This window comes from Aeromonas sp. FDAARGOS 1408 (genome assembly GCF_019048665.1).
Lineage (GTDB): Bacteria > Pseudomonadota > Gammaproteobacteria > Enterobacterales > Aeromonadaceae > Aeromonas > Aeromonas dhakensis.
Map to the genome: position 1 here is coordinate 448,674 of NZ_CP077394.1, position 23,330 is coordinate 472,003.

A 23,330-nucleotide genomic window follows, 5' to 3' on the forward strand; every position below is an offset into this window, starting at 1 on the left:
AGCCATTGGCTATGGGTTCTATTCCCAACTTTCACTTCTGGCATAACCAGGGGCCCTTTACCCTGAGCGCAGACATTCATATTCCGCTTGAGACAAGGAACACCATGGAACTGACGAGTTGGCTGGCACTGGCCGCAATCTGCGTGATGGGGGCCATCAGCCCGGGGCCGAGCCTGGCGCTGATCATCCGCAACACGGTGCAGGGAGGGCAGGGGCACGGCGTGGCCACCGCGCTTGGCCACGGCTTCGGAGTCGGCATCTATGCGCTGATCACGGCTTTGGGCCTCGCCATCCTGATCACCCAGACCCCGCTGCTGTTTGACGTTATTCGCTACGGCGGCGCGGCGTTTCTCGCCTGGCTCGGGGTCAAGGCGCTGCTGGCCAAACCCGCCAAGGGGGAGGCGAGCGAAGAGGTGCATCAGCTGCGTGGTCGGCAAGGTGCCTTTGAAGGCTTTATGGTGGCCTTTCTCAATCCCCAGCTCGCGGTCTTTTTCATCGCCCTGTTCAGCCAGTTTGTGCATGCCGATACCGGCTGGCGCGAGGGGGGCATCATGATGCTGACCGCTGGCGGGATCGACGCCGTCTGGTACGTGCTGGTGGCGCTGGTGCTCTCTCGCGGCCCCGTATTGGCCTGGCTCAAAGCCAAGTCCTTCGTCATCGACAAGGTGAGCGGTCTGGTGCTGCTGGGACTGGCCCTGAAGGTGGTGCTCTGATCCAATCCTGTATTTTGCGGTGATCTTAAGCGGGATCAAGGCGGGGAGGGTGGCAATGCCCTAGAGTGGCGCCCATTTGCTGTCCGCCCTGACTCCGAGACCATGCACCAGAACAAGCACCCGTTAAGCCACCACAACCGGTTGGAGCTGCTGGCTCCGGCCAAGAACCTCGCCTACGGCATAGAAGCCATCAATCACGGTGCCGATGCCGTCTACATGGGCGGCCCCGCCTTTGGCGCCCGCAGCGCGGCAGGCAACAGCATAGAGGATATCGAAGCGCTGGTGCGCCATGCCCATCGCTTCGGTGCCCAGGTCTTTGTCGCCTTCAACACCCTGCTGCACGATCACGAGCTGGAGCAGGCTCGGCGGCTGACCCACCAGATCTACGAAGCCGGTGCCGATGCGCTGATTGTGCAGGATATGGGGCTGCTGGCGCTGGATTTGCCTCCCATTGCGCTTCATGCCAGTACCCAGACCGACAACCGCACACCGGAGAAGGTGAAGTTTCTGCAGGATGTGGGCTTCTCTCAGGTGGTGCTGGCGCGCGAATTGTCACTGGCGCAGATCCGCGAGATCAGTGCAGCGACCAATGTGCAGCTGGAGTTCTTTATCCACGGTGCGCTCTGCGTCTCTTACAGCGGTCAGTGCAACATCAGCCATGCCCGTACCGGCCGCAGCGCCAACCGTGGCGAATGTGCCCAGCTCTGTCGCCTGCCCTGCTCGCTGCAAAAGCCGGATGGCGAGGTGCTGGTGGCCGACAGCCACCTGCTCTCCCTCAAGGACATGGATCAGACCGACAACCTGGAGGCGCTGATCGAAGCGGGGATCCGCTCCTTCAAAATAGAGGGGCGCCTCAAGGGGCTCGACTACGTCAAAAATGTCACGGCCTGGTATCGGCAGAAGCTCGACGCCATTCTGGAGCGCCGCAGCGATCTGGTGGCCGCTTCGGCCGGCCGCTGCAGCTACAGCTTCACACCGGATCCGAAAAAGAGCTTCAACCGCGGCAGCACCGATTACTTCCTCCATGGTCGCCAGCCCGGGATCGACTCCACCAAGAGCCCGAAATATGTGGGCGAGCCGCTGGGCCGGGTTACCAGTGTCACCAGGGATGGCATCGAGATTGACGGCAAGCAGGTCACCCTCAACAACGGCGACGGTCTCGGCTTCTTCAAGCCGAACAACGAGCTGGTGGGGATGCGCCTGAACAAAGTAGAAGGTAAGCAGTTACTCCTGTCAGAGCGCATGCCTGGCTTGAAGGTGGGCACAGAAATCTACCGCAACCACGATCAGGCATTCAGCAAGGTGCTGGAGAAGGCGAGCGCCGATCGCCGCATCCGGGTCGATATGGTGCTGGCAGAGTGTGATGAGGGATTGCGCCTCACGCTCACCGATGAGCAGGGTATCAGCGCCGCCGTCACGCTCCCCTGTGACAAACAGCCGGCCGACAATCCGGAGCGGGCGCTGCAACAGGCGCGCGATCAGCTCGGCAAACTCGGCAATACCCTGTTCGTGGCGCGCAAGGTTGAGTTGGCGTTTACTCACCCGCTATTCATTGCCTCATCCATGCTCAACGGTTTGCGCCGGGATGGCATCGCCGCGCTGGAGGCTGCCCGTCTGGCCGGCTACCAGCGTCCCGAGCGGCGCATCGCGCTGCGGGATATCCACTATCCCCAGCACCGTCTCTCCTACCTTGGCAACGTGCTGAACAGCGCGGCCGAGCAGTTCTTCCGCGAGCACGGGGTGGAGCGCATCGCCCCCGCCTATGAGGCGAACAAGGAGGAGCGGGAAGTGGTGCTGATGATCACCAAACACTGTATCCGTTACAGCCAGAACCTCTGCCCGAACGAGGTGCCCGGCCTCAAGGCCGAGCCGCTGGAACTCAAGATGGGCAAGGACACCTTCCGCCTGCGCTTTGACTGTCACCGCTGTGAAATGCATGTGATGGGGAGTTTGAAACGCTGAGAAGCACGATGCCGCCAGGTTCCATGGCTCGGGCAGTGTGGCCCATTTGGAATTGAGTTATCATCCTGTGCCAGGGATCCCCAGCAAGCTGCAAGGAAGGACCTATGCTCGCACTCTCCATCGTGGCGCCCCATGGCGCCAATATTGCTTCGGGCAAGAAGACGCTCGAAGTTCGCTCGTGGTTGCCTCCCTCACTGCCCATTCGCGACCTGCTGATCGTTGAAAATGGCCGATACCTCAGCGCCGATCATCCTGGGGATTCGGCCGGTCGAGCGGTCGCCCTGGTTGATATCGAGGAGGCCCATGAGTGGCAACCCGATGAGGTGTTGGCCGCCTGCTCCGGGGGCTGGGAGCCGGGTTACTTTGCATGGCGGCTGTCCAACGTGCGTCCTGTGGTCGATGGGCCCGTGGTGCCGGCGCAGAGGAAGTTGTATGAGGTAGACGGCTCGGGCGTTCTGGGCGCACATTGCGGCTAAAACAGGGCTGGTCAGAGGAACAGGCATCGGCTTGTGGGTTGATACCCATGGAGAGTGTTATCGGAGGTGGTGAGGTGGCCGCACAGCCCCTTCGATGCTGCGCAGTGCGAGCGGCATGTACAGGGATGGCACCCCTGCTGGATTGCCGGTGCGGGGAGGTGCCTTCAAGATTTTCAATTATTGGAATTTATTCAGAAACGCCTCTAATGCCTCTCCTGGGTTCTCTTTTTCAGATGAGATCATGCTGATCCCCCATTGCTCAAGGACGGCCTCTTGTACCGGATTCGACTTGGCCGAGAAAATATACGATTTCGGCTGGGCATCACCCGCCTGGTTGGCTTTCCATAATTTGGAAAGTTTGTAAAATAAAAGCCGCAGGTTGATATCGGCCAAGCTATATCCGATAAACAGCACTGATTTACCCAGCACATCCGAACGCAGTTTTATATCCAGTGGTGTTTCGAATTCAAGTCGTTCAAAATAACTGGTCTCATCAATGACAATGGACTTGTCATCATCAAAATCACCATGAAATTTTACAACTTGTACCTTGTCACTTTTGATCCTGGTAAAGTCTGATACCGATGCGATTTTGGTAAATGGCTTGCCATAATATGCAAGGGCATGCTCTATCCAGCGATCATAGTTGGTGGTGTATATTATCGGAAAGTTAGCTTTGGCAATGTATTCATGGACTTTGGACGTTGAAATATCAATGTCAGGTGAATGCCAAACTCTGTCCATCCAGCTTCTTAAAGGGCCTATGCTGCCTTTTTGTAAACGATAATATTCTGCCAGCGCATAGTGATCGCCAAAAGATTTGTATATTTCAGGCTCATAGCCAAGATCCTTGGCGATCTTGTCGAGCAGGGTTGACCATGATGGAAGACCAAGGTTCATCGATACCCCGGCCCCAACAAAAAGAATGACGTTGCCCTGTCTAAAGGCCGATAGTAGTTGCTCCATATTTAATCTCTCCTTAATAAATATGGTTCTGCCACTATACTCGGGTTAGAAAAGTCGATGAAATCGTAAATCTGTGGTGGATATTATTTTATGATAGATAGTGTCTATGGCTTATAGGCATTACATTATCTTTCACTGATATTCTCCAGTTGCAGCAACGCCTTTTTAATCTCCAGTCCCCCCGCATAGCCGGTCAGGCTGCCGTTCTGGCCGATCACCCGATGGCACGGAATGATGATCGAGAGCGGGTTGCTGCCGTTGGCAGCCCCCACCGCCCGCACCGCATTGGGCTTGCCGATGGCGCGGGCGATGTCGCCGTAGCTGCGGGTCTCGCCGTAGGGGATGTCGCACAGGGCCTGCCAGACCGCTTGCTGAAACGCCGTGCCTCTTGGTGCGAGCGGCAGGGTGAAGCGTTGCAGGCGGCCGGCAAAGTAGGCTTCAAATTGAGCGAGAAAAGGGGCCAGCGCCGTCTTGTCCTGTTGCCAGTCGCGCATCTCGGGCAGTGCGCGCAGCCCCGCCACAAAGTCCACGTGCAGCAGGCCGAGCTCGTCAATGGCCACCAGCAGATCGCCGCAGCGGCTGGGCAAGATGTCATAGCGGATCATGGGGTTGTCTCCTCTGCTTGCTTGTCGCTTGCTGCGCCGCCTTGTGTCGGCTCGGTCAGCAGTGCCGATTCGGTCAACAGTGTCGGCTGCTCGCTCATGGCATGCCACAGCCAGCTCGCCGCGTAGCCGCGCCAGGGTCGCCACCCTTCGCTGTGGGCCAGTACTTCCTTTACCGGCAACTTGGTGCCGCCTCCCAGCGCTTTTTGTAATACCAGATCCGAGGCGGGGAAGGCATCCGGGTCCAGTCCGCAGCGCAGCCGCCAGTAGGCGACCGTCCAGGGGCCGATGCCGGGTAGCGCCAGCAGTTGTTCATCGCTGGCGCAGGTCAAGTTCAACTCGCCGCTGGCCAGCGCCTGTGCCAGCCCCTGCAGCGTTCTGATCCGGCTGCCGGGCATGCCGATACCGTCCAGGTTCAACTCGTACAGCTGGGTGGGTGTGGGCAACTGCGCCACCCCGAATTGCGCCTCGGTGCGCGCCACCAGCCGCCCGAGTATGGTGATGGCCCCCTTGACCGATACCTGCTGGCCGACGATGGCGCGCAACATCACCTCGTACTCGTCCCAGCCGGCGGGCAGCCGAACGCCCGGCCAGCGTGCCTGCAGGCGTGCCAGCAGCGGATCCTGCCCGAGCCGCGCACCGATGCGCTGCATGTCGGCATCGAGATCCCACATCCGGCGCACCCGATACAGCAGATCAGGCAGCGCGGCGGGCGGCAGATCATGGACGCTGAGCTGCAGGCTGTGCCCCTTGCCCTGGCTGATGCGCACCCGTGCGAGCCGATCGCCGACCCGGTGCAGGCGTTCATACACCTCGCCATCTACCCGTTCCAGCCCCGGAATGGCGCGCAGCCGGTAGAACGCCAGCATGGCCGCCACGTCGTACGGGGGGCGGTAGGGCAGTTGCAGCGTGAGCATCGCCCCCTCCTCGCTCTGTGGCGCAGCCTGCGTCAGGGCGGCGGCGTCGCCGGTTGGCTCGCTCTGACGACGCAGCGCCCGCGGCGCCAGCCCATATGCCTGCTGCCAGGCGTCGTTGAAGCGGCGAATGCTGGCAAAGCCCGCCGCAAACGCGATGTCGGTGATGGGCAGCCGGGTTTCGGTCAACAGCCGCTTGGCGAGCAGCAGCCGGCGCGTCTGCTCCACCTGTTTTGGCGAAGCGCCGAGGTGCTGCTCGAACTGGCGGCGCAGCGTGCGCTCACTGATGCCGGCCTGTTCCGCCAGGGTAGTGAGCGAGCCTTCCGCCAGCTCACCGCGATCGATCCGGGCCAGCAGGCGTGCCAGTGTCGGCGGCAGATCGCCGGGCGCGGCGGGCGCGAGCTCAGGCCGGCAGCGCAGGCAGGGGCGCAGGCCATGCTGCTCCGCTGCGGCGGCGCTTTGGAAGTAGCGCACGTTGTGCTCGTGCGGTGGCCGCGCCGGACAGACAGGGCGGCAGTAGATACCGGTAGAGAGCACGCCGGTAAAGAAGCGGCCGTCGAAGCGCGCATCGCGGGCCAGGCGGGCGGCATGGCACTGCTCGGCGCTGAGCGGCAGGCCTGACTCATCCTCTGGGGCCGGCGGCATCGTCATGGCGTGATCTGTTGGCATCGGTGGCTCCTTGCGCCGAAGACGGGGCGGGCACGGCGGCCCGGATGAGTGAGAGACTAAGCAGGAACGAAGGCGATGACTAGCCAGAAACGGACAGCAATTGAAATAAAGCCGATGCCGCGCACGTGACTGCAGGGCATGAAAAACAGATCGGTTTGAGGGGGAAAGTGTGCGAATCTGGGCTGACAACATCCAAGGAGGAGAGAGCCATGCCAGGACCCGCACGTGCCGGCGCCCTGATCTACGCCAGGGATCCCGGCCTGCTGAGCCACTTTTATCGCACCCTGCTGCAGATGGAGATCCGCAGCCAGAGTGACGAGCTGATCGTGCAGGAAAACGCCGACATCCAGCTGTTGCTGCACGCGATCCCTGCTCCCTATGCCGAGCAGGTGGTCATCACCACGCCGCCGCAGCTGCGCGAGCAGGGTGCCATCAAGTTGTTCTTTACCGTGCCGAGCCTCGCCTGGGCGGAGGCGAAAGCGGCCGATCTCGGCGGAGGCTTGCTGCCGCAGCAGTGGTCCGGCCCAGGCTTCGTGGTGCGCAATGCGTTCGACCCCGAGGGCAACATCCTGCAGCTGCGCGAGTTTATTGGCGTGCCGGACGGGCGCTGACGCGTCGCGTCACCATGAAAAACGGGGCCGCAAGGCCCCGTTTGTTATCTGCTGGTGGGCGCGCTGGCCCTACTTCAGATAGCGCTGTTCCAGATGGCGGCGCAGCCAGTGCGGATTCAGCGCCTCGCCGGTGGCGCGGCTGACCAGCTCGTCGGTGCCGTAGCGGCTGCCCTGGGACCAGATGTGACGACCCAGCCAGGCAAAGATCTCCGGCAGGCGGCCCGCCGCGATCAGCTCGCCCATGTTGCCGAGCTCCCGCTCGAGCGCGAAGCGCAGCTGCGCCGCATACATGGCACCGAGCGTGTAGCTCGGGAAGTAGCCAAACGAGCCGTCGGTCCAGTGAATGTCCTGCATGCAGCCATTCTGGTAGTTGCCCTGGGTGGAGAGCCCCAGCCACTGCTGCATCTTGGTGTCCCACAGCGCGGGGATGTCTGCCACCTCGATGCGACCTTCCATCAGATCGCGCTCCAGCTCGTAGCGCAGGATGACGTGGGCCGGGTAGGTCACCTCGTCCGCATCGACCCGGATAAAGCCGGGCTCGACCCGATTGTAGAGCTTGACCAGGTTCGCCGGCGCCAACGCCGCCTGCTCGCCGAAGTGGGCGCGAATGTGCGGCGCCAGCAGCGTGAGGAAGGCGGGATCATGGCCGAGCTGCATCTCGCAGAACAGGCTCTGGCTCTCGTGAATGCCCATGGAGCGCGCCTCGGCCACCGGCTGGCCCAGCAACTGGCGCGGCAAGCCCTGCTCGTAACGGGCGTGACCGGTTTCGTGCACTATGCCCATCAGGCTGGAGACGAACTCCTGCTCGTTGTAGCGGGTGGTGATGCGCACGTCGGTCGGCACCCCGCCGCAGAACGGGTGGCTGCTCACATCGAGCCGGCCGTGGGCAAAATCGAAGCCGAGCAGCCCCATCACCTGTTGGCCGAGCGCCTGCTGGGCGGCGATGGGGAAGGGGCCTTGCGGGATCAGGATGGTTTCGCTCTTTTGCTGCTCACTCACTTGTTGGATGAGGGAGGGCAGCCAGCCGGTCAGATCGCCGAAGATTTCGTCGAGCCGGGCGCTGGTCATGCCCGGCTCATAGAGCGCCAGCATGGCGTCGTAGGGGCGTACCCCGAGCGCCTCGGCACGCAAGGAGGCGACCTCTCGCGACAGTTTCACCACTTCTGCGAGGTTCGGGGCAAAGCCGGCCCAGTCGTTCTCCTTGCGCTGGCGGCGCCAGGCGTGCTCGCACTTGCTGCCGGCGAGCGACAGCGCCTCCACGAGATCCCCGGGCAGCAGGCTCGCATCCTGCCAGTGGCGCTTGATTTCGCGCAGGTTGGCGCGCTGGGTTTCGTCCAGCGGCTCGCTCTCGGCCTTGGCAATCCAGTCGCCCAGCTCGGGGGCGGTGCGCTTGTGGTGGATCAGCAGCCCCAGTTCGGCCATGGCCTCGGCGCGGGCTTCGTTGCCCCCCTCCGGCATCATGGCGGCCTGATCCCAGCCACAGATGGCCGAGAGGTGGGAGAGCCGGTGCAGCTGTTGCTGATGTTGTTCAAGTTTCTGATATGACATGGGATTATCCTTGTTATCGTCCCTGATGGCGTACACCCCGTACCTGGCATGCTCGGGGCCGTTCGATGCTACCACCGCTTACCGGCCGGCGCGAGCCGCCGCTCAGCCGAGCCGCTTCTGGTGGCGTTCACGGTTCTCCGCCTTCTTGCGCTCGCTCTTGCGCAGCAGTACGTAGAGGGCGCCACCGCCGCCGTGACGACGCTCGGCGCTGTGCATGGCCATCACCGCCGGCAGTTGTGGCAACCAGGCGCTGACATAGCTTTTGAGCAGGGCGCGCGGTGTGCTGCGCTCTCCCTTGCCGTGCAGGATCAGCAGGCAGCGGATGTCGCGCAGTTCGCAATCCGCAATGAACTGCACCAGGCTCTGGCGCGCTTCGTTCAGGGTCTTCTGGTGCAGGTCCAGGCTCGCCTGCAGCTCGTACTTGCCGAGCCGCAACTTCTTGTAGACCCCCTCCTGCACCCCGTCGCGCTTGAAGCCGACGATGGCGTGGGGGTCGAGCATCTCGACCGCCTCCATGCTGAGGTGATCCAGGGCGAGTTGTTCGGCGGTGGCGGCCTGGCGCCGCGCCAGCTGGGCGTCGGTCGGGCTGCTGGCCGTCTGGAGGCGGACATGGTCGTTGCGAATGGGGCGCACATCGGCCACTTCATTGCGAAACAGTGAGAGTTCGTCGTTTTGAGACACGGCAGGCTCCCCGCAGGTGGAATGAGCGGCCATTATAGCGGGCGGGGGCGGATCTGAAAGTGGCGGGCACGGCAGTGGCGCGGGTCTGCTCAGACCCTGAGCAAAGGGGAGGCGAGGGCGGGATCAGGCGATCGGGGATCGCCTGACGCAGGCTTATTGGCCCTCTTTCGGCGGCTTGGCGTTCATCACCTTGTAGATGAAATAAGCCGCGTAGGAACTGATCAGCAGGAAGGTACCGATAATCACCAACATGGACATCAGTCCCACGCTGTTGCCGAACATCAGGTTCATCCAAAAATCCATCTCGTGCACTCCTGTCATCCCATTGATGACAGGCATGATAGATACCTCTTTGGGAGCAAAGAGATGATCTCGATCAAGTCCCCTTGTGGTTATTTAATCGGCAGCCGGTTCTGTGAGCCTCCTCCCAGTTCAAGACCCTGACGAGGCCGGTGTGGCCCCGTCGACGCCTATTGGCGGGCAGGCTTGCGCGGACCTGGCTCGGTGAGCGGGGTGATGCGCCAGCCCTGCTGTTCCAGCAGGGCGAGCAGCCCCTGGTCGCCGTAAAGATGCAGCGCCCCTACCACTATGAAGCTCTCGTTCGGCAGGGTGGACCACTTCTTCAGCCAGTTGTGGTTGCGCTCCGCCAGCAGGGTCTGTTCCAGCCAGGCCTGCAGTTTGGGCGGCGCCATCTCCGATTTGAGCAGGTTGATGAGGGTCGCCTCGTCCCCCTCTTCCCACGCCTTCATCACCTCGCCAAAGCCGCGCTCGAGCTCGGGCAGCTCGTCCAGGGTGCTCTCCAGCATCAGGGTCTGGTTGTCACCGACGCTGGCGAGGTAGCCGAGCTGCTCAAGCAGGGTCTCGAAGCCGATGATGGGCTTGCCGCCGTCGGTGGCCTGTTTGGCGAAGTGCTGATCCACCCCGAGCGCGCTGCGAAAATCGGTGCGCTCCAGTGCCGCCTGGGTGAGGGTGATGGCGGCGAACCAGGGGCGCAGCGGGGCCAGCATGTTCTCGGTCAGGCCGTTCTGGCCGGCGGCGATGATGGTGCGCCGGTAGAGGTCGAGCGGTATGTGCTCCTTGAGGGTCTTGCCGTCCACCAGCCGGGTGATGGCCCCCATCTCCTGCCACTGCTGCTGGCTGATGTGGGTCAGATCGACCTCCAGCACCAGGGCGCGGCTCTGCAGCCAGGCCCGCTCGATAGGGTCGGGCAGCGGATAGAGCGAGGGCTTGCCCGCGTGGATGGAGCCCAGCAGCCAGTGCTGCTGATCGCCCTTGCTGACCCGATAGAAGGCGGGGTCGGCAAAGGCGCTCAGCGGCAGCAGCAGGCAGAGCAGGAAGGGGAGCAGCAGGCGATGGAGTCTCATGGGGCACCTTATGTCAGCGGATGGCTTCTCTTCGTCACAATAACCCCTATGATAAGTCCTCATTTGTCACAGCCAAGAGGTTTTCCCATGCCCCACCTTCGTTTCCGGGCCGTCTCCGTCGACACCCTCAAGCAGATAAGCACCCCCCTGCTGGCGGATCTCTGTGCCCTCACCGGGGGCAAACCTGAGTTCGTCACCCTGGAGTGCATCGACAGCCACTGGGTGCGCGAGGGGGAGCGCGAGGCCGGCTTTCCGTTCGTCGAGCTGGTCTGGTTCGAACGCCCGCAGGAGCTGCAGGACGCGGCTGCGGCGCTGATCACCCGCCATCTGAAAGCTGTGCTGGGGGAGCAGACCTATGTGGTGGTGCAGGTGCTGCCCATCGTCAAGAGCTGCTATTACAGCAACGGCCAGCACTACTGAGCGGGTACTGCCAGGGATGGCGGTTTGGCTGATTCAAGCCATTCTGATGCCGGTTGGTGGAGATGAGACGAGAGGCGACGATGCGCGTCGTCGCCTCTGGTTGCCAGTAGTGTGCGGGCGTGTCGGGTGGCGAAGCGGTTGTCGTCAGGCCGACTTGGCCAGGATCCGGTCGAGCAGGCGACTGGGCAACAGGCGGCGCAGCACCCCGAACAGCCGGGTCGGGAAGGTGACCGGGTAGCGGTGTTTGGGGTGCGGGCTGCCGAGTGCGTGCAACAGCGGTGCGATGCAGGCTTCGCTTGGCAGGGTAAAACCGCGGGCCCCCCCTTCACGCTCCAGCCGGCTCAGGGTCTGTTGGTAGGTGGCCTGATGGCGGCTGGCGACGGGATCTATGTGGCGCAGGAAGGCGGCGCGGGCATTGGCCCGAAAGCGGGTGTCGATGGGGCCTGGCTCGATCAGGCTGATCTGCACGCCGCTGCCGGCCAGCTCCAGGCGCAGGGTATCGGTATACCCTTCCAGCGCGAACTTGCTGGCGTTGTAGGCGCCGCGATACTTCATGGCCACCAGCCCCAGCACCGAGCTGTTCTGCACGATGCGCCCCTTGCCGGCCGCCAGCATGGCCGGCAGCAGCTGGCGAATGAGGTGGTGCCAACCGAACAGGTTGGTGTCGAACTGCTCGCGCAGCGCCTGGGTGGGCAGATCCTCCAGCGCGCCGGGCTGGCCGTAGGCGCCGTTGTTGAACAGGCCATACAGGCGGCCACCGGCCAGTGCCTGTGCCTCGGCCGCGCCCCTCTCTATGCTGGCCTCGTTGGCCAGATCCAGCTCGACCGCCAGCAAACCCAGCTGGCGCAGCTGCGTCACGTCCTCGGCCTTGCGGGCGGAGGCGATGACGGTGTAGCCGTGCTGGCCGAGCGCCTTGGCGGCGGCCAGGCCGATGCCGCTGGAGCAGCCGGTGATCAGAACGAAGCGGGACATGGTCGCATCCTTGTGGTGACGGGGCAGGCAGAAGCGCCTGCGGCTTTGCATGTTAACCCGCTGATCAGAAAAAAGAAAACCGGGCCAATCGGCCCGGTTTGCTAACTTCAACCACCTGCTTACAGGATGGTGAACGGCATGATGATGTGGAACTTGACGTCTTTCTCGGAGGCGAAGATGTTGGGGTATTCGGTCCAACCGCCGCTCTGGCTGATGTCGTTGTTGTAATCGGTGTAGTGCAGCTTGAACAGGGTGCCCTTCAGCTTGCCATCCTGCACTGTGTACATGACGTCGAAGTTGGCTGCCCATTCGGTATCTTCACCGTTGGTGGCCTTGGTGCCGTCGCCTTTCTGGATATCCCAGCCGTAGGCACCGGAGACACCGACGGACCAGCCAGGTGCACCCACCAGGTCATCCAGGGAGCGGGTCACGCCGAAGAACAGCGCTTTTTCGTTGTTGGCGTTCCAGTCGGAGCGGGAATCCCACCAGATTTCGTTCGCGCCCTGGGAGTTGCCGTAGCCACGGGTCAGACGGGGCAGGTAGTTGCCTTCGTTACCCTCGGCCTTGGTCCACAGACCTTCCAGACGGAAGCCGTACGGGCCCATGCCCCAGGCGGCGGTCAGCGCTTGCTGCCATGCCAGGCCGTCGTAAGTCTCTATGTCGGCACCGCCCTTCTGATAGGTCTCGGTGTCGGAGCCGTAGAACTGGTAGCTGGTGGAGAGACCGCCCAGCACGTCAAACTTGTGGGCCAGCTTGAAGTGGTAGCTGTCCATGTAGTTTTCGGAGTTACCGTAAGAACCGGTAATGGAGGTGCCGTTTTCGAAGGTGTAACGCGCCGCTACGCCCTGGATATAGTCGATGACGTTTTCATCGGCGAACGGATCCATCCATGCCTTGGCGCGGGAGAACTTCTGGGTCTCCTTGTACCATGGGGATTTGTACTCGTCGGCGATGGCGTAGGTCAGGTAGAGGCCGCCGAAGTTGCCCTCGATCTGGCCACCACGGTAGGTACCCGGCTGATAGGACCAGTTCACGCCGATCACGCCCGGTACGTAGAGCTGGGTCAGACCGCCCTTGGCGGTGAGGGCACCGTCCAGCGCCTTGAACTTCAGTGAGGCGTTGGCCAGGCTGAAGCCGCCTTCCGGGGAACCGTCCTTGTAGTTTTCGCCCCATTTGTTGCCGGCGAAGGAGAATTCGTTCTCCTGGTTGACCGGGTGGTTCTCGGTCACGGCCAGGTCATAGGCACCGAAACCGCCCACATCGATACCCACCACGTCCCAGGCGTAGCCGGAGTTGAAGTTCAGGGAAGCCTGGGTGGTGGCGTGGCTCAGGTTGGACTGGTACTTGCCTTCTTTGTTCTTGGCAGTGGGGTCGCCGTCGATACGCTGACGATCACGCTGGAAGTAGAAGAGGCCACCGTTGAGTTTGCCTTCTTCATAGAATTTGCTGGCGGCGGCTGCATAGGTGGGACCTGCTTCGTCGGCAGCCAACACCATACCGGGGGCGAGCATGGCAGCAACGACGGCTGCGCTCAATGCGGCACGTTTGAAGATCACTTTTTCCATTTTGTATTGCTCCTGATTTTATGGACTTAGCTTTTTTGTCCGGCAGTCAGGCAGGTGCCCGCCGCTCGGTATTGGCATTGCAATCAAGACCCCGAAGGGCAAAAAGTTCGAGTATTTCGGCTGCGGCCGCGACGTCTTGGCACATCTGCGGTGGGTGCAGTTCTGTTCATCACATATTTTGTTTTTTTGTGTTCCGATACTTGGCTATCGGACAGCTCAAGAGTACGTTCGCGGTGCGAAATATCAATGGAAAGTTCCCACCAAGTTTCAAAAATATGACCGAGTGCAAATAATCATGATGCTCGTTGTGGACACTCCCAGCCCGCTCATAACGGCGATGACAACGTTTTCAGATGAAATTGCCGGCCGATCCGGACGGATCGCACTGTGCAGAGGGATCTTTCCTCGTTAACCTGCGGATAACAGATAATTTTGTGCCACAAAAAAAGATAAGCCCCTGCGCGATGGCAGGGGCCGGGTTGGGGGCGCCGGCTGAACCGGCACGGCTCAGGCCTGGTGGCCGAGGATGCGCGGGATCTGGCTGGCTTGGTGGTGGATGTGCTCCGACACCTGCACCGAGAGGCGGCTGCCCTGGCGGGCGTGCTGGCTGATGCGGCCGATGAGATCGGCAAAACTGGCCAGCTTGTGCTCCTGGCTCTTGGCGTTGTCGGCCCCCTGCAGGGCGATGACCGCCGTGCTGCGCGCCATCTCCCGCACCGCCTGGGTGGTCTGGCGCAGCTGCTCCGCCTGTTGACGCTGGGCGGCGGCCTCTGCGGTGATCCGCGCCAGCACGGTGCCGAGCTGATCTCCCGCCTGGGTCAGTCTGGTCAGGATCTCGGTGATCTGGCCAAGGGAGCGCTGGGTATCGGCGGAGAGGTGGCGCACCTCGTCGGCCACCACCGCAAAACCGCGCCCCTGCTCGCCGGCCCGCGCCGCCTCGATGGCCGCGTTGAGCGCCAGCAGGTTGGTCTGCTGGGAGATGTGGCCAATCACGTCGACGATGGCGGTCACATCTTCCACCGAGCGCTTGAGCTGAGCCAGGGCGCCACCGCTCTCGTCGATGGCGAGCCCGGTCTGGGCGGTGGCCTGCAACATGCCCCCCACCAGCTGCTCGCTCTGGCTCATGGAGTGCTCGTTGTGCTGGGCGTGCTGCGCTATCTCGGCGGCCACTTGGTGCACCTCGCCGGCCAGCTGGTTCAGCTCGCTCATCATCAGATCGCTCTCGTCCACCGCCTGCTCCGTGGTGCGGGTGCTGTGATGGATCTCCTGCACCTGGTTGACCATTCCCTGCAGGCTTTGCGACACCGCCGACAGCTGGCCCTCTTTCTGCTGCTGATCCTGTTGCAGGCGCAGGATGAGGCGGTTGTAGCTGGCGACGATGTCGGCCAGCTCGTTGCGCTCGCGCCCCTCTGGCAGGGTCTCGGCCTGCCCGGTCTCGTCGAGCTGCAGGAAGGCCGCGCGCAGGCGTAGCAGCGGCCTGACCAGCCAGCGGCGCTGCACCAGCGCAAACAGCAGGGCGACCAGCACCAGACAGAGTGCCAGGCTGCCGAGGATGGCGGCCAGCCGCTGGTTGACCGCCTGGCGGGCGGCGGCCAGTTCGCTGCCCATCTGGCCGGTGGCCTGCAGCATCTGGTCAATGTCCTGCTGCACAGCCTGGCGTGCCTGCTGCTGCTGTTGCAGCGCCTTGCGGCTGTTCTCCAGCTCCTGCGGGTAGCGCTTGAGCAGTGAGATCAGCTCGGCCTTGGGGAGATCCCCCAGCTCCTTGCGCTCAGGCTCCCCCAGGGTGAACTCATCGGCGGGAGGCGCCTCGAAAAGCGCCAGGCTCGGCAGGGCCGCCAGCTGCTCGGCCTGTTTTTGCAGGGCCGCCAGCTCGAATTGCAATCCTTCCAGCAGCTTGGGACTGGCCTGCTCCATGTAGTTCTGGCGCAGGTGAGCGAGCCCCGGCAGGGCCGCCAGCAGGTCGCCTGCCAGCTGGCGATAGCGCTCGGCGCTGGCCGGGTCGCTCCCCGTCGCCCCTTGCTGACCGTATCGCAGCAGCGCCCTGGCCTGATCGGTCAGCTCGTTCTCGGCATTTTGCAGCAGCCACTGGCTGTTGCCGGAGAGCTTGCCCGCCGCCAGATAGTCGCTGTCGATGCGCGCTCCCATCTGCTCGAGCAGGGTGCGCAGCGGGGCGGTGAGCGCCCCATCTTGCTGGGAGAGCTGGGCGAGCGCCTGTTTGCGTACCCCTTCGGCCTCGGTCAGCCGCAGGGGATCGCCGCTGGCGAGGTAGTCACGCAGGGTGCCCTGCAGGGTACCGGTGAGCCGCTGCTGCAGCCGTTCGTGCTGGTGCTGGGCCTGCTCGGCCTGGTTCAGCTGTTGCCAGCCGTGCCAGAGGGCAGCGACCTGCACGGCGGCGACCAGCAGCAGAGCGAGAGAAGAGAGGGAGGCATAATGGGCAATTTTCACGGCAGCATTCCTGCTTGTTGAACCACGGCGATGGGCGTCGGCGTGAGCTTAAGCAGCAGAGATGGCGCTTTTATGACAGTCAACCCGGCGGCCCGGACTGACTGTCGAGGGGGACTGGCTTACGGCTGGGGGGCAGGGGCCTCCTGCTGCTGGCGGGCAGGGGGCTTGCCCAGCAGGCCGAGCAGGGCGCCGCCCATGATGAGGGCGCCGGCCAGCAGGTGGCGGGGGGTCAGTTGCTCGCCGTTGAGCAGCACCAGCAGCAGGGTGCTCAGCAGCGGCGTCAGATAGGCCAGCGCCCCGATCCGGCGCGGATCCCCGTCCCGCAGCGCCAGATACCAGGTGACGAACGCCGCCCCCATGGGACCGAGTGCCAACCCTATGATGAGACCCCAGTCACCGGCCGGAATTTGAGCCACCGGCAGCGGTCCCTCCAGCAGCCAGGCCAGTAGCAGCGCCAGCAGCCCGGCGGGCAGGCAGGCCGCCGCCGTCATCACCGCCGGGGCCGGCGGCAGCCGGCGCGACAGCACCGAGTAGGCGCCCCAGACGATGGCGGCCCCCAGCGCCAGCAGATAGCCCGGCAGATAGGCCTGTTGCAGCTGCAGCTCGCCGTTCACCATCACCAGCACCGAGCCGGCCAGACCCAGGGCGCCGGCCAGCAGGTGACGGCCGTGCAGCGGGTGACCCGGCAGCAGCAAGGGGGTGAACAGAATGATGAACAGCGGCCAGAGGTAGTTGATGAGGTTCGCCTCCAGCACGGGGGCGTGGCGAAAGCTCATGAACAGCAGCAGGTGGTAGAGCAGCAGGGCGCTGATGGTTACCAGCCAGTTGACCGGACGAGCCCGCCACTGACGCCAGAACGGCAGGGCGCCCGCCCCGCAGAAAAACAGCACCAGCCCCACCAGCACCAGCGGCGACACGCTGGTGACCCGGGAGGTGAGCGCCGCCAGCGAGGCCCACAGCACTATGGTCAGCAGCGCCAGCCCGGTGGACTTGTCCCACCACGAAGCAGCAGACATCCGACACTCCTTTGCAGATGAATGAACAAAAAGAGGGCCAGTCTAGCAGACCGGCCCTCCCTGGTGGCCATACCTCGGTGGTGTGGCAGTGCGATTATTTGCTGTCGGTCACCGCGCTGCTGATGGCGGACAACTGCTGGCGACGCACGCCCCAGATGATGAGCGCCAGCACCAGCAGGGGCAGCAAAGGGATCCAGCCAGGTGCCGCCAGAACCAAACAGCAGGTTCAGTAGGGCCACGCCATGGGGCTGGCAGGTTAGTTCGGGCAGGTTAGGTTGCGGCGGGCTGCCGACGCAACCGCCATCGGCCGAACGGCGGCCTGGGCCAAAAACGAGCAAGGGGTTGGCACCATGACGATGCCAACCCCTTGTTTTGTATGGCGTTCCCGACTGGAGTCGAACCAGTGGCCTGTCCCTTAGGAGGGGACCGCTCTATCCTGCTGAGCTACGGGAACCTTGTGGCCGGCATTATACAAGAAGCGGCTCCCTTTTAAACCCTTGATTCTTATTCCAATACTGCCAGATCGCCGATCTGGATGTTAAACGGCGAATATTTGTTCTGGCTGCTGATGATGGCGCCATCCTCGAATACCTGTACTACTTCGAACAGGCCGTCGGCTGGGTTGCGCAGCATGCGTGCCTTGCCGTAGGGGTCGATGAAATCGGCATCGTGCTGGATGCGGAACTGATCCCCGAGCCGGACGCCGTTGCGGCGGCCCAGATTGATGTAGGGGCCACGCTCGTTCTGGCTGACCACCCGGGCGGTAACCGGGGCGCAGCTGAGCTGGGCCACCAGATCCTGCACCGCCTCCTGCAACTGGTAGTTGACCTCCTGGCCGTAGCTCGACTGCCAGAACTGGCCGCTGCTGCTGCCCACCTGATCCCGCTTGGCGAAGGTCCAGTTGGCCCGGCCCTGGTACTCCTTGCGACCGAGCAGGCTGCCGTTGATGCCGTCGAACAGATAGAGCTGCATGCGAAAGTTTCGGATGGGATCTTCATACCAGCTGGTCAGCTGGTTGCCCTGCGGCTCGATGGAGAGATCGTCGATGCTGCCGAGCACCAGGTACTGGCTATCGGTGCGCAGGCTGAGCGCCTTGATCTCCTCGAGGGCGCTGCGATCCCCCTGCTGCAGGTGGAGCGGGTCGATGCGCAGGTTTTCGTCCAGCCACTGGCGCACGGCCACCCCTTGCGGCGCGCTGGCCAGCGCCTCGAACATGCGTCGTGACAGGTTTGCGGGCATGTCGTCGAGGGCGCCGTAGCTCGCCTGCTCGGGGTAGCGCAGCCGCAGCCGCACCAGCGTCAAATCCTTGGCGTAGTGCTGGGTCTGGCAGATCTGGCGCTCGGCCTGGATGTCGGCCATCACTGTGATGTACATGCGGCCGTTGCGCACCTCTTCCCGCTTGAGCCGGTACTGGCGAATGTCGCCGCCGGAGCGGATCTGGATCTGCTCGGAGCGCAGGCTGCCGTTTTCCAGGCGCTGGATGCTGGAGACGGCGGCGCCGCTCGCCAGCAGGGCCTGCCGCAAGGCATCGCGGGTCGCCTGCTCGCGGGCGTAGACCTCGTCCCCGCCTAGGATGGCGGCACTGCCCTGCGCCTCGATGATCTCGGCCCGGGCCGACAGACTGGCCAGCAGCAGGGTTAACAGCAGCGGTAATTTCATGACAAACACCTTGAATATGCGGGTCGGCGCGATTCACCCCTGTCGAAGTGAGGTCGCCGGCCGATACAGATCACAGAGCCGTGCCGGTTGCACAGCACACCGCGAATATTTAGCAAGATCCATGCCTCATTCCCGGCTCAAGCTTTGGCCGGTCGAACCGATAACAAATCAGGTGCAGATACAGGAAAGGTATCCATGAACAAACTCATCACGGCGTTGGCGCTCGCTCTGGCATTGGCCGGTTGCGGCACCGACCCCATCAACCGGGATCTGGGTGATCCGCGCCAGGCGGCGCAGGGGATGGAACTCAACTGGCTGGTGGCTCGCATGACCGATCAGCTGATGGAGCGCAAGTCGCTCACTACCCTGACCGAGCCCATCGCGGTCGCCTCCTTCGTCGATCTCGATACCCTGCAGGACACCAACTGGATGGGCCAGCAGATTGAGGAGAGTTTCATCTACGAGCTCAACCGGCGCGGGGAAGTGGTGGTGGACTTCAAGCTGACCGGCAGCATCAAGGTGACGCCGCAGGGGGATTTCGTGCTGAGCCGCAACTACAAGGACCTCTCCCCCCGGTTGCCCATCTCCCGCATCCTGGTCGGCACCTTCAGCCGCAACAGCAAGGGGATCCTGGTCAACGCCCGCATCATCGACCTGCGTACCAAGATGGTGGAGACCACGGCACAAAGCATGATCCCGCAGAAATACCTGTTCGGTGCCAACAATTCGTTTGGCCGGGCCTCGATCAACCGCGGTTACCTGATGCGTGACAGCCAGGCGCGTCCCGGCGGCCATCTGGTCAACCTGACGCCCTGAAAGGAGTAGACGTAATGAGAATCCTGTTCGGATGCCTGCTGGCCCTGCTGCTGACGGCGTGCAGCGGCGGCAATCGGGTGGTCAACTACGGCGGCAACAACAAGCCGGATGACTTCCCGGTACTCAAGGCGGTCGGCTACGCGGTGATCGACATCCAACCCGGCCCCTCCCAGTCCGAGAAGATGCTGCAGGCCATCCGCGCCTCCAAGATGGACGCCTACCGCGAGCTGGCCGAGCAGCTCAACGGCCAGCAGGTGCGCGGCCAGAGCAGCTACAAGGACCTGACCCAGACCTCCAACTCGCTGGACGTGTCGGTGGCGGGCATGGTGCGTGGCGCCAGGGTGGTGGCCTCCTATCCCCGCGGCAACACCTATGCCACCGAGATGGAGCTCGATACTCGCGCCCTCTACAACATCAACCAGCTGATGGCAGGCCAGTTCTGACGGCGTGCCCACGGCGAATGGACGACAAAAAGGCGACCCCAGAGGGTCGCCTTTTTCATGGGCGGTGTCGGCCGGTTGATACCCGGGCCGGCCCAACCTTGGTGGATCAGCCGCCCATCAGCACCGGCGGTACAGTGGTCGGCTTGACGTCTTCGCTCGGGTAGCAGCCCAGCACCTTGATGTAGCGGGTGATCTTGGTCAGCTCCATCAGCGCGGCCTGCATGGACGGGGTGTTGAGGTTGGCGGAGACATCCAGGTAGAACATCTCCTCCCACGGGTTGCCCTGCACCGGCCGGGATTCCAGCTTGGTCATGTTGATCTCGTTGTTGCGCAGCACCAGCAGCGCTTCCACCAGGGAGCCCGGCTTCTGGGAGGTGGACATGATGAGGGTGGTCTTGGCCGGGATCTGCGGCGCCACGTCGATGGGCTTGCGCGCCACCACGATGAAGCGGCTGTAGTTCTCCTTCTGGTTGGCCAGCTGCTCGGCCAGCACGTCCAGCCCATACAGCTCGCCGCCGGCTGCGCTGCCGATGGCCGCCGCTTCTGGGCTCGCCAGCTCTTTGACCTTCATCATGGCGCTGGAGGAGGAGTCGCAGATCTCGTGGCGCGCCCCTTCCAGCTTGCTGAGGTAATGGGAACACTGCTGGAACACCTGCGGGTGGGCGTAGAAGGTCTTGATGCGGGACAGCTCGGTGGGCACGGCGGTGAGGATGCAGTGCTCGATGGGGTAGGTGAGCTCACCGACGATGGAGAGGCTGGTGTGCTGCATCACGTCGTACACCTCGTTGATGGAGCCCGAGCTGGTGTTCTCGATGGGCAGCACGCCAAAGGCGGCGCGGCCCGACTCCACCGCATCCAGCACCTCGCGGAAATTCTGGCAGTTTACCTCGATCACCTGATCCTTGTAGCGGGCCAGGTACTTGCGGGCGGCGAGGCTGGAATAGGAACCGCGCGGCCCCAGATAGGCGACGCTGGTCATCGGCTCCTGCTGCTCCGGGTTGAGCAGGCTCTGCAGATAGGCCTGTTGGGAGAGCACCGAGTCTTCGATGATGGTGTGATAGATGCGGGTGATGTACTGGGCATCCAGCCCCAGCCCGCGCCCTTTCTGGATCAGGGCGACCAGCAGATCCTGCTCGCGCTGGGGATCGCGGATCGGGCGCGGGTTGGCCTGCTTGGCGCGGGCGACCTCGATGCTGAGGGTCTTGCGTTTGGCCAGCAGGGCGAGCAGCTCCTGATCCAACTGGGTGATGTCTTGTCTGATCTCGTCGAGCGTTGCCATGATGGTTCCCTATCCAAGTAATCGATTGTGGTGGCTGCAAAAAAAAACCTCCGCTAGGGGAGGCTCGATTCGTCTTTGCTTTCTGTTTACGCGAGTGCTTCACGTGACGACTGGCCTTCCCTCATGAGGGCCGGATAAACGAGAAAGCAAAAAAGAATGGTGCGTGCATGAGTGTGTCCTTGAGGTAACGGCATAAGCATTAAGGGATTTGACCGTGCGATGCAAGTAAAACTTGCCCGTGGGTGGCGAACGGGGCAGGGTAGGGGCGTGAGCCGGCGGGGGCAGATGCGTGTCGGATGGACCCGCTTGCCGTCGCAATGATGCAGAGAGCTGGAGGTGAGAATGGCGATTATTTTCGATCTGGGACGAGTGGTGGTGAGCTGGGATCCGGTCGGTATCGTGCGCTCGGTACGGGGGCCGCACGGGGCGGAGCAGCTGGCGGAGCAACTGTTCAACCATGGCGACTGGCTGGAAGTGGACCGGGGGACCCTGTCGCTGCACACCATGGCCCGTCAGGCGCAGGCGCGAACCGGCCTGTCGACGGCGGAGAATCTGGCCATTTTGCAGGCGGTGCCGCCATCCCTTGTGCCGGATCCCGCTATGCTGAGCCTGATAGAGGCACTGCACGGGGAGGGGCACACCCTCTACGCACTCTCCAACATGGGCCATGCCAGCATCGACTGGCTGGAGCAACATCAGGATTTCTGGCGCTTCTTCAGCGGCAAGGTGGTGTCGGCAAGGGTACGGATGATGAAGCCGGAGCCGGATATCTACCGCTATCTGCTGGTGTCGTTCGATCTGCGGGCCGAGCAGTGCCTGTTCATCGATGACAGCCCGGCCAACGTGGCCGCTGCACAGACGCAGGGGATCGGCGGCCTGGTGTTTACCGATGCATACAGTTGTCGCCAGCAGCTGGTGGCACAGGGTTACCTGCCGGCCTGAGCGGGCGGGAACGCGGGGTAAGTTATGGAACACGGCAGGTTTCGCAATTGGCTCAGTCACTATCCGGATGCGGGGCTGCTGATCGCCTGTCTGGATGGCAGCGGTTATCAGCTCTGCGTCGAGGTGGATGGGGAGATGCAGTGCCTCACCGACAGCGAGGGGGGCAGGCTGACGTTCGCCTCCCTCGAGCAGGCCGAGGGTTTTCTGCGCATGCACCAGGTTCATCAGGCGAAACTGCGGATTTATGACACTCAACTGGATGAATATGATGATAATTGGTATGAAATAATCATTAAATTCTAGTTTATCCGTATTCTTTAAGGGTTTATTCAGGATTATTACTGCACAATGGCGCCCAATTCATCATCCGGTGCCGTTGTTATGGATGCCAATATCGTTGTGCTGAATCGAGGATACGATCAGACCTTTCAGACCAGGGAGCAGTCGCTTATCGAGACCCTGGCTGGCTACGGCGAACTGGCGGTCTCCTTCTCCGGTCGACTGGAGTCCTGCTACAGCATGGATCTGTGCCGCGCCAGCGGCATCCGGATCCGCGCCATCACCCTGGACAGCCCGACCCGCAGCCGCAAGGAAGTGGCCCGCGCCAAGCGTTACTGCCAGCGTTACGGCATCGAGCAGCGGGTCATCAAGACCGATGAGATGATCTTCTGCGATCACCTGCGCCACCTCAACGAGGTGATCGATCCGGTGCGTTACATCTGTCACCTCACCGCGCTGGAAACCGACTGGAGCCACCTGCCCATGCTGCTGCCCGCGCCGGTCGAGGAGCTGCGGGAGTATCTGCGTCGCTTCGGCAGCCTGCCGGACAACACCCTCTGGCTGTTCGCCAAACAGGGCATGACCCACAGGGACTTTCGCTACGGCTTCAACAAGCGTCAGCTGGGACGCTGGGGCAAGAGCGCCCATGGCTGCCTGAGCCACCGCTTCTCCGATCCCGAGCTGGTGGATCGCCGTCATCTGCGGATGGTGGACATGGCGGAGCAGATGCTGGCCGACATGGGGCTGGAGGAGGCACAGGTGTTTTTCCATACCCTGGGCGATCGGGCCACCACCCTGGCCCGGGTACGACTGCCGGCCCGGTTGCGAGCCCGGGCGTTCGATCTGCAGCCGGATATCCTCACCGCCCTCAAGAGCACGGCCTTCGATCTGGTGACCCTGGACATGATGCCGGCGGAGGAGCGGCAGGAGCTGGTGGTCTAGGCAACCGAGGGCAGGAACGTGAGTGCGGTCATAGGCAAGGTGCGGC

Annotated in this window: 23 protein-coding genes, 1 tRNA gene and 1 other annotated feature; of the genes, 10 read left to right on the forward strand and 14 right to left on the reverse strand. The window is 62.9% G+C overall.

The window, feature by feature from the left end; translation table 11 throughout:
- Nucleotides 1–104 precede the first annotated feature (104 nt).
- The 3 genes from I6L38_RS02330 to I6L38_RS02340 all read left to right on the forward strand — a co-directional run bounded on the left by I6L38_RS02330 (nucleotide 105) and on the right by I6L38_RS02340 (nucleotide 3,151).
- The gene (locus tag I6L38_RS02330; RefSeq protein WP_016349742.1) at nucleotides 105–713 is read left to right on the forward strand and encodes a LysE family translocator; all 609 of its coding nucleotides are present in this window, start codon (nucleotides 105–107) and stop codon (nucleotides 711–713) included.
- A gap of 102 nt (nucleotides 714–815) precedes the next feature.
- Nucleotides 816–2,675, forward strand: coding sequence for a U32 family peptidase (locus I6L38_RS02335; protein ID WP_216989115.1), 1,860 nt, complete (start codon nucleotides 816–818; stop codon nucleotides 2,673–2,675).
- Between the two features lie 104 nt (nucleotides 2,676–2,779).
- Nucleotides 2,780–3,151: an ASCH domain-containing protein gene (locus tag I6L38_RS02340; RefSeq protein ID WP_139431485.1), complete on the forward strand. Its 372-nt coding sequence runs from the start codon at nucleotides 2,780–2,782 to the stop codon at nucleotides 3,149–3,151.
- Between the two features lie 177 nt (nucleotides 3,152–3,328).
- Here I6L38_RS02340 and I6L38_RS02345 read toward each other — a convergent pair whose 3' ends face one another.
- The 3 genes from I6L38_RS02345 to I6L38_RS02355 all read right to left on the reverse strand — a co-directional run bounded on the left by I6L38_RS02345 (nucleotide 3,329) and on the right by I6L38_RS02355 (nucleotide 6,302).
- Nucleotides 3,329–4,117: an SIR2 family protein gene (locus I6L38_RS02345; RefSeq protein WP_139431484.1), complete on the reverse strand. Its 789-nt coding sequence runs from the start codon at nucleotides 4,115–4,117 to the stop codon at nucleotides 3,329–3,331.
- Between the two features lie 125 nt (nucleotides 4,118–4,242).
- Entirely contained in the window at nucleotides 4,243–4,722 is a 480-nt protein-coding gene (locus I6L38_RS02350) for a methylated-DNA--[protein]-cysteine S-methyltransferase (RefSeq protein WP_216989116.1), read from the reverse strand.
- A complete protein-coding gene (locus I6L38_RS02355; RefSeq protein ID WP_201882671.1) occupies nucleotides 4,719–6,302 on the reverse strand; it encodes an AlkA N-terminal domain-containing protein in 1,584 nt (527 codons plus the stop codon). Before I6L38_RS02355 ends, I6L38_RS02350 begins: the two co-directional genes overlap by 4 nt.
- A gap of 209 nt (nucleotides 6,303–6,511) precedes the next feature.
- Between I6L38_RS02355 and I6L38_RS02360 the strand changes: the two genes are divergently transcribed.
- The gene (locus I6L38_RS02360) at nucleotides 6,512–6,913 is read left to right on the forward strand and encodes a VOC family protein (RefSeq protein ID WP_005303759.1); all 402 of its coding nucleotides are present in this window, start codon (nucleotides 6,512–6,514) and stop codon (nucleotides 6,911–6,913) included.
- A gap of 69 nt (nucleotides 6,914–6,982) precedes the next feature.
- On the opposite strand, the gene I6L38_RS02365 is transcribed toward I6L38_RS02360, so the two are convergent.
- The 4 genes from I6L38_RS02365 to I6L38_RS02380 form a co-directional block, all read right to left on the reverse strand.
- Nucleotides 6,983–8,461: a carboxypeptidase M32 gene (locus I6L38_RS02365; protein ID WP_216989117.1), complete on the reverse strand. Its 1,479-nt coding sequence runs from the start codon at nucleotides 8,459–8,461 to the stop codon at nucleotides 6,983–6,985.
- Between the two features lie 102 nt (nucleotides 8,462–8,563).
- Complete coding sequence (gene smrA / locus I6L38_RS02370) at nucleotides 8,564–9,142, reverse strand: DNA endonuclease SmrA (RefSeq protein ID WP_010634865.1); 579 nt, start codon at nucleotides 9,140–9,142, stop codon at nucleotides 8,564–8,566.
- A gap of 153 nt (nucleotides 9,143–9,295) precedes the next feature.
- On the reverse strand, nucleotides 9,296–9,445 hold the full coding sequence (locus I6L38_RS02375; RefSeq protein WP_010634864.1) for a DUF3149 domain-containing protein: 150 nt from the start codon (nucleotides 9,443–9,445) through the stop codon (nucleotides 9,296–9,298).
- 167 nt (nucleotides 9,446–9,612) lie between these two features.
- The gene (locus I6L38_RS02380; protein WP_139398224.1) at nucleotides 9,613–10,506 is read right to left on the reverse strand and encodes a TraB/GumN family protein; all 894 of its coding nucleotides are present in this window, start codon (nucleotides 10,504–10,506) and stop codon (nucleotides 9,613–9,615) included.
- 87 nt (nucleotides 10,507–10,593) lie between these two features.
- On the opposite strand from I6L38_RS02380, the gene I6L38_RS02385 reads away from it, so the two are divergent.
- Nucleotides 10,594–10,926, forward strand: coding sequence for a DUF1904 family protein (locus I6L38_RS02385; RefSeq protein WP_005303745.1), 333 nt, complete (start codon nucleotides 10,594–10,596; stop codon nucleotides 10,924–10,926).
- Nucleotides 10,927–11,070: 144 nt separating this feature from the next.
- Here I6L38_RS02385 and I6L38_RS02390 read toward each other — a convergent pair whose 3' ends face one another.
- From I6L38_RS02390 to I6L38_RS02415, 6 genes are all read right to left on the reverse strand, one after another.
- Nucleotides 11,071–11,898 (reverse strand): SDR family oxidoreductase, encoded by an 828-nt coding sequence (locus I6L38_RS02390; RefSeq protein WP_216989118.1) that lies wholly within the window; start codon nucleotides 11,896–11,898, stop codon nucleotides 11,071–11,073.
- 119 nt (nucleotides 11,899–12,017) lie between these two features.
- On the reverse strand, nucleotides 12,018–13,463 hold the full coding sequence (locus I6L38_RS02395) for an OprD family outer membrane porin (protein WP_017782051.1): 1,446 nt from the start codon (nucleotides 13,461–13,463) through the stop codon (nucleotides 12,018–12,020).
- Nucleotides 13,464–13,970: 507 nt separating this feature from the next.
- Nucleotides 13,971–15,908, reverse strand: a complete 1,938-nt coding sequence (locus I6L38_RS02400) for a methyl-accepting chemotaxis protein (protein WP_216989119.1) — start codon at nucleotides 15,906–15,908, stop codon at nucleotides 13,971–13,973.
- Between the two features lie 119 nt (nucleotides 15,909–16,027).
- On the reverse strand, nucleotides 16,028–16,924 hold the full coding sequence (locus I6L38_RS02405) for a DMT family transporter (protein WP_216989120.1): 897 nt from the start codon (nucleotides 16,922–16,924) through the stop codon (nucleotides 16,028–16,030).
- Nucleotides 16,925–17,301: 377 nt separating this feature from the next.
- A tRNA-Arg gene (locus tag I6L38_RS02410) sits at nucleotides 17,302–17,378 on the reverse strand.
- A 50-nt stretch (nucleotides 17,379–17,428) separates the two neighbouring features.
- Entirely contained in the window at nucleotides 17,429–18,583 is a 1,155-nt protein-coding gene (locus I6L38_RS02415) for a flagellar assembly protein FlgT (protein ID WP_010634842.1), read from the reverse strand.
- A 195-nt stretch (nucleotides 18,584–18,778) separates the two neighbouring features.
- On the opposite strand from I6L38_RS02415, the gene I6L38_RS02420 reads away from it, so the two are divergent.
- Together I6L38_RS02420 and I6L38_RS02425 are read left to right on the forward strand one after the other, a co-directional pair.
- A complete protein-coding gene (locus I6L38_RS02420) occupies nucleotides 18,779–19,399 on the forward strand; it encodes a FlgO family outer membrane protein (RefSeq protein ID WP_005303721.1) in 621 nt (206 codons plus the stop codon).
- A 14-nt stretch (nucleotides 19,400–19,413) separates the two neighbouring features.
- A complete protein-coding gene (locus tag I6L38_RS02425; RefSeq protein WP_005303718.1) occupies nucleotides 19,414–19,842 on the forward strand; it encodes an LPP20 family lipoprotein in 429 nt (142 codons plus the stop codon).
- Between the two features lie 106 nt (nucleotides 19,843–19,948).
- Here I6L38_RS02425 and pheA read toward each other — a convergent pair whose 3' ends face one another.
- Complete coding sequence (gene pheA, locus I6L38_RS02430; protein ID WP_017763932.1) at nucleotides 19,949–21,121, reverse strand: prephenate dehydratase; 1,173 nt, start codon at nucleotides 21,119–21,121, stop codon at nucleotides 19,949–19,951.
- Between the two features lie 38 nt (nucleotides 21,122–21,159).
- Nucleotides 21,160–21,294: a sequence feature (Phe leader region), on the reverse strand.
- A gap of 169 nt (nucleotides 21,295–21,463) precedes the next feature.
- Here pheA and I6L38_RS02435 point away from each other — a divergent pair.
- The 3 genes from I6L38_RS02435 to I6L38_RS02445 are packed head-to-tail and all read left to right on the forward strand — an operon-like array spanning nucleotide 21,464 to nucleotide 23,284.
- Nucleotides 21,464–22,063: an HAD family phosphatase gene (locus tag I6L38_RS02435; protein ID WP_005303711.1), complete on the forward strand. Its 600-nt coding sequence runs from the start codon at nucleotides 21,464–21,466 to the stop codon at nucleotides 22,061–22,063.
- Nucleotides 22,064–22,087: 24 nt separating this feature from the next.
- On the forward strand, nucleotides 22,088–22,366 hold the full coding sequence (locus tag I6L38_RS02440; protein ID WP_005303707.1) for a DUF6482 family protein: 279 nt from the start codon (nucleotides 22,088–22,090) through the stop codon (nucleotides 22,364–22,366).
- A 45-nt stretch (nucleotides 22,367–22,411) separates the two neighbouring features.
- Nucleotides 22,412–23,284, forward strand: coding sequence for a hypothetical protein (locus I6L38_RS02445; protein WP_017784403.1), 873 nt, complete (start codon nucleotides 22,412–22,414; stop codon nucleotides 23,282–23,284).
- Nucleotides 23,285–23,330 lie beyond the last annotated feature (46 nt).

What these genes read in the sequence shown, in the direction of transcription:
- I6L38_RS02330 (WP_016349742.1), top strand. Translation starts at nt 105, where the DNA reads ATGGAACTGACGAGTTGGCTGGCACTGGCCGCAATCTGCGTGATGGGG.
- I6L38_RS02425 (WP_005303718.1), top strand. Translation starts at nt 19,414, where the DNA reads ATGAGAATCCTGTTCGGATGCCTGCTGGCCCTGCTGCTGACGGCGTGC.
- I6L38_RS02375 (WP_010634864.1), bottom strand. Translation starts at nt 9,445, where the DNA reads ATGGATTTTTGGATGAACCTGATGTTCGGCAACAGCGTGGGACTGATG.
- I6L38_RS02380 (WP_139398224.1), bottom strand. Translation starts at nt 10,506, where the DNA reads ATGAGACTCCATCGCCTGCTGCTCCCCTTCCTGCTCTGCCTGCTGCTG.
- I6L38_RS02350 (WP_216989116.1), bottom strand. Translation starts at nt 4,722, where the DNA reads ATGATCCGCTATGACATCTTGCCCAGCCGCTGCGGCGATCTGCTGGTG.
- pheA (WP_017763932.1), bottom strand. Translation starts at nt 21,121, where the DNA reads ATGGCAACGCTCGACGAGATCAGACAAGACATCACCCAGTTGGATCAG.
- I6L38_RS02360 (WP_005303759.1), top strand. Translation starts at nt 6,512, where the DNA reads ATGCCAGGACCCGCACGTGCCGGCGCCCTGATCTACGCCAGGGATCCC.
- I6L38_RS02440 (WP_005303707.1), top strand. Translation starts at nt 22,088, where the DNA reads ATGGAACACGGCAGGTTTCGCAATTGGCTCAGTCACTATCCGGATGCG.
- I6L38_RS02415 (WP_010634842.1), bottom strand. Translation starts at nt 18,583, where the DNA reads ATGAAATTACCGCTGCTGTTAACCCTGCTGCTGGCCAGTCTGTCGGCC.
- I6L38_RS02355 (WP_201882671.1), bottom strand. Translation starts at nt 6,302, where the DNA reads ATGCCAACAGATCACGCCATGACGATGCCGCCGGCCCCAGAGGATGAG.
- I6L38_RS02385 (WP_005303745.1), top strand. Translation starts at nt 10,594, where the DNA reads ATGCCCCACCTTCGTTTCCGGGCCGTCTCCGTCGACACCCTCAAGCAG.
- I6L38_RS02420 (WP_005303721.1), top strand. Translation starts at nt 18,779, where the DNA reads ATGAACAAACTCATCACGGCGTTGGCGCTCGCTCTGGCATTGGCCGGT.
- I6L38_RS02365 (WP_216989117.1), bottom strand. Translation starts at nt 8,461, where the DNA reads ATGTCATATCAGAAACTTGAACAACATCAGCAACAGCTGCACCGGCTC.
- I6L38_RS02435 (WP_005303711.1), top strand. Translation starts at nt 21,464, where the DNA reads ATGGCGATTATTTTCGATCTGGGACGAGTGGTGGTGAGCTGGGATCCG.
- I6L38_RS02445 (WP_017784403.1), top strand. Translation starts at nt 22,412, where the DNA reads ATGGCGCCCAATTCATCATCCGGTGCCGTTGTTATGGATGCCAATATC.
- I6L38_RS02405 (WP_216989120.1), bottom strand. Translation starts at nt 16,924, where the DNA reads ATGTCTGCTGCTTCGTGGTGGGACAAGTCCACCGGGCTGGCGCTGCTG.
- I6L38_RS02390 (WP_216989118.1), bottom strand. Translation starts at nt 11,898, where the DNA reads ATGTCCCGCTTCGTTCTGATCACCGGCTGCTCCAGCGGCATCGGCCTG.
- I6L38_RS02345 (WP_139431484.1), bottom strand. Translation starts at nt 4,117, where the DNA reads ATGGAGCAACTACTATCGGCCTTTAGACAGGGCAACGTCATTCTTTTT.
- I6L38_RS02340 (WP_139431485.1), top strand. Translation starts at nt 2,780, where the DNA reads ATGCTCGCACTCTCCATCGTGGCGCCCCATGGCGCCAATATTGCTTCG.
- I6L38_RS02395 (WP_017782051.1), bottom strand. Translation starts at nt 13,463, where the DNA reads ATGGAAAAAGTGATCTTCAAACGTGCCGCATTGAGCGCAGCCGTCGTT.
- I6L38_RS02335 (WP_216989115.1), top strand. Translation starts at nt 816, where the DNA reads ATGCACCAGAACAAGCACCCGTTAAGCCACCACAACCGGTTGGAGCTG.